Raw genomic sequence first — 12,212 nt, forward strand, 5'->3', positions numbered from 1 at the left:
GAAAGATGCCGTCGGTTTGGTTGTCACGTCACTGCGCGGATTCAGTCGTGATGATGGTGCGCATGCGTTTGGTCGTGATGATGGTGATGGCCATGGTGGTGATGGCTGTGATCCTGATCTTTGCCGCTTTCGCTGTGCGGTTTGGTGGAATGCTGCTGGATGTTCGGTCGGGTCGAGCGGCCCTGTTCCAGGCGCGCGCGCTGGGTGTTCAGCTCGTCGCGCAGCCATTGCAGCCAGGGTTGGAGGTCGCCATCGCCTCGGGTCGAGATCACCTCGAAGGGGGCCGCGCTGGCGAGATCGCGCAGATAGCGCTCGGCCCGATCAGGCTGGAATTCGGGTAGCACGGGGAGCAGATCCGCCTTGCTGCAGAGGACGAGATCGGCGGAGCGGAACATGACCGGGTATTTGGCCGGCTTGTCGTCCCCTTCAGGCACCGAGATCAGGGCGACGTTGCGATGCTGTCCGAGATCGAAGCTCGCGGGGCAGACCAGATTGCCCACGTTCTCGATGAAGAGGATGTCGATGTCGTGCAGGTCGATGTGGTGGAGCGCCTCATGGACCAAATGCGCGTCTAGATGGCAGGCGCTGCCGGTTGCGATCTGGATCGCCTGAACCCCCTTGGCTCGGATGCGTTCGGCGTCGTTTTCGGTCTCCAGATCACCCTCGATCACCGCAATGCGCACATCCTGCCCAAGCGCTTCGATGGTCGCCTCCAGCAGACTGGTTTTCCCCGCACCTGGGGATGACATGAGGTTCAGGGCCAGTACCTCATGAAGATCCAGGTGCTCGCGATTGTGGGCCGCCTGGTGGTCGTTTTCCGACAACAGGCCCTTGAGAACAGTGACGGCCGTTCGACCATCCTCGGTCGTTGCGAGCTTGCCATTGCCGCGAACCAGGTGCTCGTTACCGGGTGTCACATTGCAGCCGCAGGTATTGCACATGATGAGCATCTCCCAGCCAAAAAGTCAGTGTAAGCCATCGCTGGGAGGAAGGGTTAGTGTTCTCTGGACCGCGCGTCCGCTGGCTGTTCGGCGTCTATGTCATCCTGATCCGGGACGATGAGCTCCAGGTTGGCCAACAGCATTTCATCGCCGCTGATGAGTCGGGTCTGGAAGCCTCCGCACGCGCCGCACAAGAGCCGATTGGGCTTCGCCTCGGTATCGGCGCCGCAGGTGTGACAATGCACCCGGATCTCGGCGGGCTCGATGACCAGTTCGGCGAACTCGGCGAGCGTGCCGGTCGCGGCGAGCGGATAGGCGTGCTTCAGGAGCGATGGTTCGACGCCTGAGAGCGGGCCGACCTTGAGCAGGATGCGGTCGACCCGGCTTGCTCCATGATCTCGGGCGATCTGGGTGACCTGATCGAGCAGTGCCTGGCACAGCGAGAGTTCGTGCATCAGTATGGACTCCGAGTCGATGCGTCAAGCGAGGCCCGGTGCTAGCCGGGGGCGTCAATCCCTATGGGGATCTCGGACCGCCTTGGTCCAGGCACATCATCCCTGAGCGACATTGCGATGCAGTGAATCGCAGGATCCGCCGTTCCGTCGAGCGGTGACGGTCGCTCAGGTCTCCAGCCAGAAGGTCACGGGACCCTCGTTGACCAGATGTACCTGCATGTCGGCGCCGAAGCGTCCGGTCTCGATGTTGGTGAATGTAACTCGGGCCTGGGCGATCAGATAATCGAATAATCGCTCGCCCTCGTCCGGTGGCGCGGCCGAGGTGAAGCTGGCGCGGGTGCCCTTGCGGGTATCGGCGGCTAGGGTGAACTGGGGCACCAGGAGCAGTCCGCCGTTGATGTCGCGCAGGCTCAGGTTCATGCGGTCGTCGGCATCGGGGAAGACGCGATACCCCAACAGTCGCTCCAGCAGTCGGTCGGCGCGCGGCTCGGTATCGCCTTTCTGGACGCCAATCAGGACCAGCAGGCCGCGATCGATGGCGCCGATGGTCTCGCCGGCAACCTCGACCCGAGCCTGGGTCACCCGTTGCAGCAGGCCAATCAAGCCAGTTCCCGCGCGAAGCGGTCGGTGGCCGCCACCAGCGCCCTGCTGATGCCGGGCTCGAATGCCGAGTGACCGGCATCCGGAATCACCTGAAGATCGGCGTTTGGCCAGGCCTGGTGCAGTTCCCAGGCCGAGCGCATGGGGCAGATGAGGTCGTAACGCCCCTGAACGATGACGCCCGGAATGTCGGCGAGACGTCCTGCATCGCGCAACAGCTGATCCGGCGCCAGGAATGCGTGGTTGACGAAATAGTGGCATTCGATCCGCGCCAGGCTCAGGGCGACGTGTGAGTCGGAGAAATGCGCCTGAATATTGGGATTGCCGCGCAGTGTCGCGGTTCGTCCCTCCCAAATCGACCAGGCCTTGGCCGCTTCCATGCGCACCGACGCATCTTCGTCGATGAGGCGCTGGTGATAGGCCGTGAGCATGTCGTCACGCTCCTCGACCGGGATCGGGGCCAGATAGTCCTCCCAGTAGTCGGGGAACACCCAATTCGCGCCCTCCTGATAGAACCAGCGGATCTCCGCGTCGCGACACAGAAAGATGCCGCGCACCACCAGCGCGGAGACGCGCTCTGGGTAGGTCTCGGCGTAGGCCAGCGCCAGGGTCGAGCCCCAGGAGCCGCCGAACACCAGCCAGCGGTCGATTCCCAGTTCCTCGCGAATGCGTTCGATGTCGGCGATCAGGTCCCAGGTGGTATTGGCCTCCAAGGATGCGTGGGGACGCGAGCGGCCGCAGCCGCGCTGATCGAAAAGCACGGCGCGATAGCGCGATGGATCGAAAAAGCCGCGATGCGCCGGTTCGCATCCGGCACCGGGGCCGCCGTGTAGAAAGATGGCCGGAATGCCGTCTGGGCGACCACACTCCTCGACATAGAGATGGTGTCCGTTGTCGACGATGATCTCATGGACGGCAAAGGGTTCGACGGGCGGATAGAGGGTGTTTCCTGAGGAGTCCATGCGTAAGCCAATAGTCAGTGAGTGCGTGGCGACGAATCAGAACGGCATTCGCCCCAGAAGCGAAAGTTAGACCAAATATTATAACAACCCCAATCCAGAGCCCTGATCCCGAGTTCTGGTCAGCCGCCTCCCATAGGATGCGCGAATCAGACACCCAACACGTCAAAATCCGGGACCGCCATGGAGGTTTCGACATCCATGGGCGGAGAGGATGAACCCATGCGCTCAAATGCCGTCAAAGGTCCGACTGCCCTTGGATTCGGTATTTACCGCGATCTGGTGATGCCGGTCGGGCGGCACGGGATCTGCCCGGTGTGGCGGGTTCGATCACCATCAACTATCTGTTTCATCTGAATATTTCAGAAGGAGAGATTCACATGGCCCAATGGCGTGACGTCGCGAAAGCATTTGCCCTGGCGGATGGCCACATCAGTCAGAAAGAGGTGAACACCCTGCGCAAGGCACTACTGGCCGACGGCCATATCTCCAAGAGCGAGCTCGACTTCCTCAAGGAGATCAAGCGCGACGCCACCTCGTCGGTCCAACTGCTTGATGAGCTCATCGCCGACTGCGAGAAGCTGATCGGCTGATCCGTTCTCACTCGGCCCCCGCATCGGCGGCGGTGTCGATATCCAGCAAGTCTGGAATACGTTGCCCGCGAGTTTCTGGGCGTAGGACCGCTTCGCCGAAGATGGGCTCAGAACAGGGAGAGCTGTCCATGCCGGTCTGGCGGCCGAAAGAGATCGCATCGTAGCGGCGGCGGTGGCCCGAAGCCGAGCCGCCGCTCGGCGAGTCTGAAACGCTGCAGCATGAGATCGGCGTAGACGCCCGATCCGGTCATGCGGGCGCCGAATCGTCGGTCTTGCTCCAGTCCGCCATGCATCTCGCGCAGCCGATTCATGACGTGCTTGCTGGCGTCCGGCGCCGTCTCATCCAACCATTCCCGGAACAGCCCTGAAACCTCTCCGGGCAGTCGCAGCAGCGAATAGCAGGCCGCGCATGCGCCGGCCTCGCGTCCTGCCGCCATCAGGCGCTCCAATTCGTGATCGGTCAGCACCGGGATGATGGGTGCGATCATGATCCCCACCGGAATTCCCTGTTTCGCGAGCGTGGCGATGGTCTGCAGCCGTCGCGTGGGCGCGGCCGCGCGTGGTTCCATCGTCCGGGCGAGCCCTGGCTGTAGCGTCGTGATGCTGAGGATGACCCGTGCCAGTCCCAAGTCGGCTGCGGCGCCGAGTAGATCTGTGTCGCGTTCGATCAGGGCCGATTTGGTGATGATGGTGAATGGATGGCGGCAGTCGAGCAGCACCTCGATGGTGCGTCGGGTCAGCTCAAGCGTGTGCTCGATCGGCTGATAGGCATCGGTTGCGGTGCCGATGGCGATCGGGGCCGGGCGATAGGAGCGGGTACCGAGTTCGTCGCGCAGACGTTCGGGCAGGTCGGGCTTGTGAAACAGCCGGCTTTCAAAATCGAGTCCCGGCGACAGATCGATCCAGGCGTGGTAGGGACGGGCATAGCAGTAGATGCAGCCATGCTCGCAGCCGCGATAGGGATTGAGCGAGCGGTCGAAGGGGATGTCCGGCGCGTCGTTCCAACTGAGCGCCGACCGGACATGGTCGACGCTCAGGGTCGTGCGTAGTGGAGGCGGCGCGTTGCTGTGCCAGCCGTCATCCACCGTCTCGGTGGTGTGCGAGAGGTAGCGGCTGCCCGGATTGCCGAGCGCGCCGCGACCCTTGGGCGGTGGTTTTGCGCCCAAGGATTCTCGTCAGCCTCCGCGGTTCGCGCGCTTGCGCTCGTGCTCCTTCAGATAGCGCTTGCGCACCCGAATGGCGGCGGGCGTGATCTCGACCAGCTCGTCGTCCTCGATGAACTCCAGCGCCTGCTCCAGCGTGAACTTGACCGGTGGGGTCAGCAGGATGTTCTCGTCCGAGCCGGCGGCGCGGATGTTGGTGAGCTGCTTGGCCTTGAGCGGGTTCACCGTGAGGTCGTTGTCGCGCGAATGGATGCCGACCACCTGGCCCTCGTAGACCTCTTCGCCGTGCGCGACCATCATGCGTCCGCGTTCCTGCAGGTTGAACAGGGCGTAGCCGAGCGCCTTGCCGGTGGCGTTGGCGATCAGGGCGCCGTTGCGTCGAGGCGCGATGCCGCCCATGTTCGCCGGACGATAGCGATCGAAGACGTGGTACTTGAGCCCGGTGCCCGAGGTCAGGGACATGAACTCGGTCTGGAAGCCGATGAGTCCGCGCGAGGGGATCTCGTAGTCGAGACGCACCCGGCCCTTGCCGTCCGGCACCATGTCCTTGAGTTCGGCGCGACGTTCGCCGAGCGCCTGCATGATGGCTCCCTGCGAGCTTTCGTCCAGATCGACCGTCAGCTGCTCGAAAGGCTCGCAGATCTGGCCGTCGATCTCGCGGAAGATGACCTCGGGACGCGATACCGCCAGCTCGAAGCCCTCGCGGCGCATGTTCTCCAGCAGGATCGACAGGTGCAGCTCGCCACGACCGGAGACGCGGAACTTCTCCGGATCGTTGCCTTCCTCGACGCGCAGCGCGACGTTATGGATCAGCTCGCGTTCCAGACGGTCCTTGAGCTGACGCGAGGTCAGATACTTGCCGTCCTTGCCGGCGAAGGGCGAGGTGTTGACCTGGAAGGTCATGGTCACGGTCGGCTCGTCGACGGTCAGTAGCGGCAGTGCATGGACGTGCTCTGGGTCGCAGAAGGTGTCCGAGACGCCGGGGGCCTCCATACCGGTCAGTGCGACGATGTCGCCGGCGGTCGCGACCGGAACCTCATGGCGCTCCAGTCCCAGATAGCCATAGACCAGACCGATCTTGGCCTTTTGACGTTCGCCGTCCGCCTTGACCACGACCACCTGCTGATTGGGGCGCACGCTGCCGTGACGGATACGGCCGACGGCGATGGCGCCGACGTAGGAGTTGTAGTCCAGCGTCGAGACCTGCATCTGGAACGGGGCGTCCGGGTCCACCTCGGGCGCCGGACAGTGTTCCACGATGGCTTCGAACAGCGGGGTCATGTCGCCGTCGCTGACGCTGTCTTCGAGACCGGCATAGCCGTTGATCGCCGAGGCGTAGACGATGGGGAAGTCGAGTTGCTCGTCGGTGGCACCGAGTCGGTCGAACAGATCGAAGACCTGATCGATGACCCAGTCGGGACGCGCGCCGGGACGGTCGATCTTGTTGATGACCACGATCGGGCGCAGACCGTGCGCGAATGCCTTGCTGGTGACGAAACGCGTCTGCGGCATCGGGCCTTCTTGGGCGTCGACCAGCAACAGCACCGAGTCGACCATCGAGAGCACGCGCTCAACCTCGCCGCCGAAGTCGGCGTGTCCGGGGGTGTCGACGATGTTGATGCGGTAATCGTTCCAGCGGATCGCGGTGTTCTTGGACAGGATGGTAATACCGCGCTCTTTCTCCAGCGCGTTGGAGTCCATCACCCGCTCCACCGGCCCGAAGCGGTCGCCGAGCGTGCCGGATTGCTGGAGCAGCTTGTCCACCAGCGTGGTCTTGCCATGATCGACGTGGGCGATGATGGCGATATTACGAAGAGTTTCGATCACTGAGGAAGGCTCCGAGCAGTGGCAAAGGTTAGTCAAGGATGTACTGGACACAAATCGGCGGCGGGGACGAGCGCCTCGGAAGGATTGGGCGTGACACGAATGGCCGACTCCCGATTATATACCCTTCGTGCGCCGGATTATCGGTGCATATCACAGAACCGAGTGGGCCGTTCATCGACCGCGAACCATCTTCCAGCGAGTTAGGCCTCAATCCTCCGACTTTTTATCGTCACATCGTCGCAACGCACCGATGTGCCAAAGGTTTTCCGCTCTGTTAACAATTCCTGTGGATAACTCTGTGGGCAATATCCAGGCAATCGCCTCCAGCACGCGTCGTTGCTGGACTTGAAACAGATTGGCTGAATTTTGATCGGTTTAAATAAATTCTTATTTATCAATTGATTGCGGTTTTTCGCAAAGCCAGCCGCAGGCCCCGTCAATGAAGAGGCATCTCTCTGTGACACCCTCTTGACACATGTGAACAAATCCGTTTTGTCCACCAGAGTGTACGGCGCCCGGTTGCTCGGTTCCGGCATGGGGCGGCCTTCCCAAATTTCCGTGAACGTGCGTGATCAGCGATATTAATATGCTGATAAATCAATATTCTTCGGGTCATTCACCGGGCTTGCGCTCGTAGTGTAAAAGGGACAGCATAGATTCGATCGCAAGATGGGCCGAGGATCCGCCAGGGCGTGACGACTGGGCTCGGTGTTCGGCCCTGAGTCGCCGCCGATCGACGACCCGTGCCAGTCGACGGGATACAGCCAACAGGACAGAGGGCCTCTTCGAGCATGACGCCTACCGACCTGCACAGCGTTCGCGAGCACATCGCTTCGCGCATCATCGGCCAACAGGCCTTCATCGATAGCATGCTCGTCTGTCTGCTGAGCGACGGACACCTGCTGGTCGAGGGCATGCCCGGCCTGGCCAAGACCACGGCCGTCAAAGCGCTGGCGGAGGCGCTCGAAGGGGACTTCCACCGCATCCAGTTCACCCCGGACCTGCTGCCCTCCGACCTCATCGGCACGGACATCTACCGTCACGACAAGGGCGAGTTCGAATTCCGCCAGGGGCCGCTGTTCCACAATCTCCTGCTGGCGGACGAGGTCAACCGCGCCCCCGCCAAGGTCCAGTCCGCGCTGCTAGAGGCGATGGCCGAGCACCAGATCACGGTCGGTCAGATGACCTATCCGCTGCCCCAACTCTTCATGGTGCTGGCGACCCAGAACCCGGTCGAGCAGGAAGGCACCTACCACCTCCCGGAGGCCCAGCTCGACCGCTTCCTCATGCAGGCCGTCGTCACCTATCCGACGCGCGAGGAGGAACTCCAGATCCTCGAACTGGACGGCCGGCAGCAGACACAGAGCGACGAACCGCCCGCCAAGCGTTTGAGTCAGGCTGAGCTCTTCGCCATGCGCCGCGTGGTCGCCGAACTCTATCTGGATCCCAAGCTGCACAGCTACATCGTCGACCTGGTCCAGGCCACCCGCCAGCCCAAGCTCTACGACAAGGACCTCGGCCGCTGGTGCCGCTTCGGCGCCTCCCCCCGCGCCTCCATCGCCCTGGCCCGCTGCGCCCGTGCCCGCGCCTGGCTCGACGGCGACGACTTCGTCGCCCCCCACCACATCCAATCCGTCGCCCCCGAGATTCTGCGTCACCGCATCCTGCTCACCTTCGAGGCTGAGGCGGAGGGGATTACCACGGATGCCTTTATTAAAAAGCTGCTGAGCTTGGTGGCGATTCCTTAAAAGGGTGGTTGGAGGTTGGGGCCAATCTGTCTAGCGCAGAAATGACTGAATCCATCTAGTACCATAATTACGGGTTTTGTTTAATCAACTGTTAGCTTTGGTAAGTGAATGAACGAACGCATCCAGAATATTCGCTTCAATGGAAATCTGGTAATGCCAGGTGCAGAGCGGATACCCGTCGCTGTAAATATATTTTACGATAAACTTGACGCGACCAGTTTAGATGTAACTTTAACGGTCATTTCTGGTGCTGAAAATCTACGCGACATCCATGAGAAAATATATATCAATAGAGGAAAAGATCTATTAATAGAAAACGCATGGAGTGATGGTGAGGCAGTAACCGTAAATGGGATTTATGGGATATCACAAAATAATGCTGGAATCATTACGATATCCGCACAATCAATATTGATTGGAATTGGAGGCCGAATTATACCAGAAAGCTCTAAATGCATAATTGAGGCGAAGTTATCCCCCGGCGGCCTGCTGTCAAAAAACTCTACTAGAATACTCAACTCAAATGGTAGCGTAGAAATACATGAGCTAGATCTGGAAGGATCATACTGGGATATTGACTTTGGGAGAATGTATATAGGTAAGAAAAGCGAATTTTTTGAAGACAAGATTTTAAACAGAAGTGCGCTTTTCAGCTTTGATTGTACATCTGCTTTTTTAGAGCTTACCGATGTTTGCGGTTTATGCCTTGGTGATGTTCATGAAAAGTTGACGACGCACCTTGAGATTATATGCAGTGTGTTGAGTCTGGCTTACAGAGTTCCGGTGCGAATTTATGAAATTCGTTACACGTTCATTAGGGAAAATTCGCATCCGGAATTATCCCTTCCTACATTGCAAAGGTTCAGATTACTAGAAAATCAGGAGCGGACAAAAGGGGAGCCGCTTTTGGCTAGTTGGAATCTTGCAGGGTATAAGTTTCATAAAATTGCTAACGCTACATTGAAGAGTAGTATTTCAAGTGCCGTAAGTAAAGCGATATTGTATTTATCTTTGTCTCGAACAAAATACCTTGAAGAGGCATATTTTCTTTGCTTTATGTCACTAGAGTTTATCATTGAAGAGATTTTAAAATCGAAAAATATAAGAACAAGTATTCCAAGTGGCCCGTGGAAGCGTATCGAGGGAAGTCTTAGGGCCTGCGTTAAACTCGATACTGATGATAGCTTACATGAGTACTACGACGAAATTGTAATTAAATTTCCTGAATTGAAGAGGTTTTCATTTAATAATAAGCTGTTGAAGGCAATTAATGTCTTGGAGGTAAACACAGAGGGGCTATGGAAAGAAATGAAATTTGAGGATGGATTGAAGGATGCAACCAAAATACGAAATCAACTCTTCCATAGTGGCGAAGTAACCTCATTTTCAGATATGCATAGTAATTTGATTCGGCTACAATTTTTGTCTGAACGAATACTGTTAAAGGTATTAGGCTGGCAACAAGATGATGTATGGATGTGGAATGATTTTGAGCTTAGAAACGCAAATCAAATTTAACAATAGCCTGCAGCCGCCGTCCAAAGGGCTGCGAGCAAAGCGAGCGGCCTTTGGACGGCGGCTGAGGCCAACGTTAGCGCGAAATAGTGAATCGAATAGATGTCAAGACCTTGGAGTAAATTTCAGAAAGAATTTTATCTGTTCCGTGCTGATGGACTCGATTTGCAGTTGCAATGCCGTAGCTACCGTATGGACTCAAATATGGGTAGCACAAATCTCCCACGCTACTGGATAACGCTAGGAAAAGAAGTAATATGGGGTTATCCGAAAGACTTTGTTAAAAGCTATCATCCAAGTAGATCATGTTTGGAATGGTATCCTTATCTTGCAGACATATCTGCTATCTCAGTATTAGTTCGAGAATATATTGATACTCCAAAAAACGAAATCATGTCAAAGACATTTGAAGGTGATTATTGGGGCTTGATCAACATACTTAGGGCCTCCGATAAGAGAATTGGAGCTCGGCGCCTCCCTGAATTAAGGAGTGCAATTAATAACAAAGCTGCGCAAAAAGTAATCGCCGTACGGCTAGATGGCGCTAACAATTGAATTCAATGCGTAGGATGCGGTGAGGGACGAACCGCATCGTTCGCGTTTTTCGATCTGTAACAAGGCATCAAGTGTCGGGTTACGCCTCACCCCAACCGGCAAGCGTTTGAAATGCCACCGAAGGTTCGCGAGCTGATTGCGATTTTGGAGAAGGCCGGGTTCGTCGATCGTGGTGGCAAGGGGAGCCATCGTAATTTCGTGCATCCCAATCTCCAGAAGCCCATCACTGTCCCAGGAAAGCCTGGCGACGATGCCAAGAAATACCTTGTCAGGGCCGTTGAGCGAGCCATTGCGGAGTCCAGGAATGAAAGACGCTGATCGTTACGCAAAGGTCGTGGAATGGTCCGAGGAGGACCAGTGCTATGTGGGCAGCTGCCCTGGCCTCATGCTGGGCGGCTGCCACGGCGATGACGAGGTGTCTGTGTTCAAGGAGCTGTGCCGGATCGTCGAGGAGGTGATCGATCTTTATCGACAGGACGGCAAGCCGCTTCCGGCCGCTACCTCTGGCCAGGATTTGGTGAACAGGCTGCAGGATGTCGCCTGATCCGTTCATCGAAATGGGCCATCGACGCGCTCTATCCATGCCTCGGATCATGATGGGACCTGAATGAGCCTCTACCCTCGACTCGACGATCTGCTCGAACTGCGCCATCAGGCCCATACCCTGGGTCTGCAGTCGCATCATCTGGTCAATTCGGCCTTCGCCGGACTCTATGCCTCGGTGTTCCGGGGTGCCGGGGTCAATTTCGAGGAGGTGCGCGAGTACCGCGAGGGCGACGACATCCGCTACATGGACTGGAAGGTCACGGCCCGCACCAACGAGCCACACATGAAGATCTTCCGCGAGGAGCGCGAGCGGTCCGTGGTGCTCTGCGTCGACAAGGGGCCGCACATGAGCTTCGGCACCCGAGGCACCTTCAAGTCGGTCCAGGCGGCGCGGGCGGCGGCGCTGATCGGCTGGGCGGCGAGCCGGCTGAACGATCGGGTCGGCGGTCTGGTGTTCGGCGATCCGGAGACCGGGCTTCAGCATTTCCGGCCCTCGCGCGGGCGGCGGGCACTGTGGCAGGTCCTGCGCACGCTGAGCCAGCCGGGGACCCGGATGGATCCCTCGATCGACTGTCTCGGTGGTGCCCTGCGCCGCGCGACCACCGGACTGCCCACCGGTTCGCTGCTGTTCGTGATCGCCGATCTCAACCGCGAGGTGGTGGGACTGGAGCAGGTGCTGGGCGATCTCTGCCAGCGCAATACCGTGGTCCTGGTCCCGGTCGACGACCCGGCCGATTGGGAGATCCCCTCAATGGGCGTGGCGACCTTCACCGGCACCGACGGCAGCCTGATCGAGATCGACACCGACGACGCCGAGGCCAAGGCCCGCTTCCGCGCGGCCTGGGAGGCGCGGCGCGAGCATCTGCAGGCGATGGCGCATCGGCTGCACATCCTGCTGCTGCCGGTGCGCACTGACGCCGAGATCCATCTCACCCTGATCCGCAACCTCGAACAGCGCGCGCGCTCGCGAGCCGTCTAATGGATCCCATCTTCACACCCGTTCAAAGGCTCCAGCAGCTGCGCGACATCCGCGACATGCCGCCGGTGTCCTGGTGGCCGCCGGCGCCCGGCTGGTGGCTGGTCGCGCTCGCCTGTCTGGTGCTGGGATATCTGATCTGGCGCTGGCGGATGCCGCTGAGTCTGCGGGTGCCCATCCCCGGCATCACGCTCGGGACCTGGCGCTGGGACGCGGCCTCCGCCCTGCGCGATCTGCGGCGCCGGCTGCGCGACGGGGCGGATGCCAAGGCGATTGCCAGCGATCTCTCCGAGCTGCTGCGGCGCATCGCCATGGCCCGGCTGGGCCGGCCCGC

The 12,212-nt window shown here is 59.2% G+C and carries 14 protein-coding genes; 8 read left to right on the plus strand and 6 right to left on the minus strand.

All coding sequences use genetic code 11. From position 1 onward, the window contains the following. Positions 1 to 41 precede the first annotated feature (41 nt). From hypB to pip, 4 genes are all read right to left on the minus strand, one after another. Positions 42 to 941, minus strand: a complete 900-nt coding sequence (gene hypB / locus THIDRDRAFT_RS20790) for a hydrogenase nickel incorporation protein HypB (RefSeq protein ID WP_007042890.1) — start codon at positions 939 to 941, stop codon at positions 42 to 44. Between the two features lie 53 nt (positions 942 to 994). After that, positions 995 to 1,396, minus strand: a complete 402-nt coding sequence (locus THIDRDRAFT_RS20795; RefSeq protein WP_007042891.1) for a hydrogenase maturation nickel metallochaperone HypA/HybF — start codon at positions 1,394 to 1,396, stop codon at positions 995 to 997. Between the two features lie 165 nt (positions 1,397 to 1,561). After that, a complete protein-coding gene (gene dtd / locus THIDRDRAFT_RS20800; protein ID WP_007042892.1) occupies positions 1,562 to 1,999 on the minus strand; it encodes a D-aminoacyl-tRNA deacylase in 438 nt (145 codons plus the stop codon). Next, positions 1,996 to 2,958, minus strand: a complete 963-nt coding sequence (pip, locus tag THIDRDRAFT_RS20805) for a prolyl aminopeptidase (protein ID WP_007042893.1) — start codon at positions 2,956 to 2,958, stop codon at positions 1,996 to 1,998. Before pip ends, dtd begins: the two co-directional genes overlap by 4 nt. A gap of 377 nt (positions 2,959 to 3,335) precedes the next feature. Here pip and THIDRDRAFT_RS20810 point away from each other — a divergent pair, with 377 nt between their 5' ends. Then, on the plus strand, positions 3,336 to 3,548 hold the full coding sequence (locus THIDRDRAFT_RS20810; RefSeq protein WP_007042894.1) for a hypothetical protein: 213 nt from the start codon (positions 3,336 to 3,338) through the stop codon (positions 3,546 to 3,548). A 107-nt stretch (positions 3,549 to 3,655) separates the two neighbouring features. On the opposite strand, the gene THIDRDRAFT_RS20815 is transcribed toward THIDRDRAFT_RS20810, so the two are convergent. Together THIDRDRAFT_RS20815 and typA are read right to left on the minus strand one after the other, a co-directional pair. Then, positions 3,656 to 4,714, minus strand: a complete 1,059-nt coding sequence (locus tag THIDRDRAFT_RS20815) for a PA0069 family radical SAM protein (protein WP_007042895.1) — start codon at positions 4,712 to 4,714, stop codon at positions 3,656 to 3,658. Between the two features lie 9 nt (positions 4,715 to 4,723). Further along, positions 4,724 to 6,538, minus strand: a complete 1,815-nt coding sequence (gene typA, locus THIDRDRAFT_RS20820; RefSeq protein ID WP_007042896.1) for a translational GTPase TypA — start codon at positions 6,536 to 6,538, stop codon at positions 4,724 to 4,726. Positions 6,539 to 7,329: 791 nt separating this feature from the next. Here typA and THIDRDRAFT_RS20825 point away from each other — a divergent pair. From THIDRDRAFT_RS20825 to THIDRDRAFT_RS20850, 7 genes are all read left to right on the plus strand, one after another. Further along, positions 7,330 to 8,286 carry an AAA family ATPase gene (locus tag THIDRDRAFT_RS20825; protein WP_007042897.1) on the plus strand — a complete coding sequence of 319 codons (957 nt, stop codon included), beginning with the start codon at positions 7,330 to 7,332 and terminating at the stop codon, positions 8,284 to 8,286. Positions 8,287 to 8,394: 108 nt separating this feature from the next. After that, complete coding sequence (locus THIDRDRAFT_RS25900; RefSeq protein WP_139058846.1) at positions 8,395 to 9,804, plus strand: hypothetical protein; 1,410 nt, start codon at positions 8,395 to 8,397, stop codon at positions 9,802 to 9,804. Between the two features lie 99 nt (positions 9,805 to 9,903). Continuing rightward, the gene (locus THIDRDRAFT_RS24930) at positions 9,904 to 10,356 is read left to right on the plus strand and encodes an SF0329 family protein (RefSeq protein ID WP_083827543.1); all 453 of its coding nucleotides are present in this window, start codon (positions 9,904 to 9,906) and stop codon (positions 10,354 to 10,356) included. Positions 10,357 to 10,467: 111 nt separating this feature from the next. Continuing rightward, complete coding sequence (locus THIDRDRAFT_RS24935) at positions 10,468 to 10,674, plus strand: type II toxin-antitoxin system HicA family toxin (protein WP_083827544.1); 207 nt, start codon at positions 10,468 to 10,470, stop codon at positions 10,672 to 10,674. Beyond that, positions 10,661 to 10,900 (plus strand): hypothetical protein, encoded by a 240-nt coding sequence (locus THIDRDRAFT_RS20840; RefSeq protein ID WP_007042899.1) that lies wholly within the window; start codon positions 10,661 to 10,663, stop codon positions 10,898 to 10,900. The genes THIDRDRAFT_RS24935 and THIDRDRAFT_RS20840 overlap by 14 nt, the downstream gene beginning before the upstream one ends. A 63-nt stretch (positions 10,901 to 10,963) precedes the next feature. After that, a complete protein-coding gene (locus tag THIDRDRAFT_RS20845; RefSeq protein ID WP_007042900.1) occupies positions 10,964 to 11,881 on the plus strand; it encodes a DUF58 domain-containing protein in 918 nt (305 codons plus the stop codon). Further along, positions 11,881 to 12,212: DUF4381 domain-containing protein (locus tag THIDRDRAFT_RS20850; RefSeq protein ID WP_007042901.1), on the plus strand; the 332-nt coding region annotated here is incomplete at its 3' end. The genes THIDRDRAFT_RS20845 and THIDRDRAFT_RS20850, both read left to right, overlap by 1 nt.

Origin of the sequence: Thiorhodococcus drewsii AZ1 (assembly GCF_000224065.1) — a bacterium.
In the GTDB taxonomy this organism is placed as follows: domain Bacteria; phylum Pseudomonadota; class Gammaproteobacteria; order Chromatiales; family Chromatiaceae; genus Imhoffiella; species Imhoffiella drewsii.